Raw genomic sequence first — 1521 nt, 5'->3', positions numbered from 1 at the left:
TAGTAGGTGAGTGATGGGGTGACGCAGGAAGGTAGTCCATCCCGGGCGGTGGTTGTCCCGGGGTAAGGGTGTAGCCCGTGTGATAGGTAAATCCGTCGCACATGAGGGTGAGACCTGATGCCGAGCCGATTGTGGTGAAGTGGATGATCCTATGCTGTCGAGAAAAGCCTCTAGCGAGTTTCATGGCGGCCCGTACCCTAAACCGACTCAGGTGGTCAGGTAGAGAATACCGAGGCGTTCGGGTGAACTATGGTTAAGGAACTCGGCAAAATGCCCCCGTAACTTCGGGAGAAGGGGGGCCACATCCGGTGAGGGGACTTGCTCCTCGAGCTGGGGGTGGCCGCAGAGACCAGCGAGAAGCGACTGTTTACTAAAAACACAGGTCCGTGCGAAGCCGTAAGGCGATGTATACGGACTGACGCCTGCCCGGTGCTGGAACGTTAAGGGGACCGGTTAGTCCGATTTCGGTCGGGCGAAGCTGAGAACTTAAGCGCCAGTAAACGGCGGTGGTAACTATAACCATCCTAAGGTAGCGAAATTCCTTGTCGGGTAAGTTCCGACCTGCACGAATGGCGTAACGACTTCTCGACTGTCTCAACCATAGGCCCGGTGAAATTGCACTACGAGTAAAGATGCTCGTTTCGCGCAGCAGGACGGAAAGACCCCGGGACCTTTACTACAGTTTGATATTGGTGTTCGGTTCGGCTTGTGTAGGATAGCTGGGAGACTGTGAAGCTTGGACGCCAGTTCAGGTGGAGTCGTCGTTGAAATACCAGTCTGGTCGTGCTGGATGTCTAACCTGGGTCCGTGATCCGGATCAGGGACAGTGTCTGATGGGTAGTTTAACTGGGGCGGTTGCCTCCTAAAGAGTAACGGAGGCGCCCAAAGGTTCCCTCAGCCTGGTTGGCAATCAGGTGTTGAGTGTAAGTGCACAAGGGAGCTTGACTGTGAGACCGACGGGTCGAGCAGGGACGAAAGTCGGGACTAGTGATCCGGCGGTGGCTTGTGGAAGCGCCGTCGCTCAACGGATAAAAGGTACCCCGGGGATAACAGGCTGATCTTCCCCAAGAGTCCATATCGACGGGATGGTTTGGCACCTCGATGTCGGCTCGTCGCATCCTGGGGCTGGAGTCGGTCCCAAGGGTTGGGCTGTTCGCCCATTAAAGCGGTACGCGAGCTGGGTTTAGAACGTCGTGAGACAGTTCGGTCCCTATCCGCTGCGCGCGCAGGAATATTGAGAAGGGCTGTCCCTAGTACGAGAGGACCGGGACGGACGAACCTCTGGTGTGCCAGTTGTCCTGCCAAGGGCATGGCTGGTTGGCTACGTTCGGGAGGGATAACCGCTGAAAGCATCTAAGCGGGAAGCCTGCTTCGAGATGAGTATTCCCACCCACTTGATGGGGTAAGGCTCCCAGTAGACGACTGGGTTGATAGGCCGGATCTGGAAGCACGGTAACGTGTGGAGGTGACCGGTACTAATAGGCCGAGGGCTTGTCCTCAGTTGCTCGCGTCCACTGTGTT

At 56.6% G+C, this 1521-nt stretch carries 1 rRNA gene; it reads left to right on the top strand.

The features are described 5' to 3' along the window. A 23S ribosomal RNA gene (locus tag ADK57_RS11865) occupies positions 1 to 1499 on the top strand; the annotation flags it as partial. Positions 1500 to 1521 lie beyond the last annotated feature (22 nt).

This window comes from Streptomyces sp. MMG1533 (assembly GCF_001279775.1).
In the GTDB taxonomy this organism is placed as follows: domain Bacteria; phylum Actinomycetota; class Actinomycetes; order Streptomycetales; family Streptomycetaceae; genus Streptomyces.
This window is presented reverse-complemented; position numbering and strand designations above follow the sequence as displayed.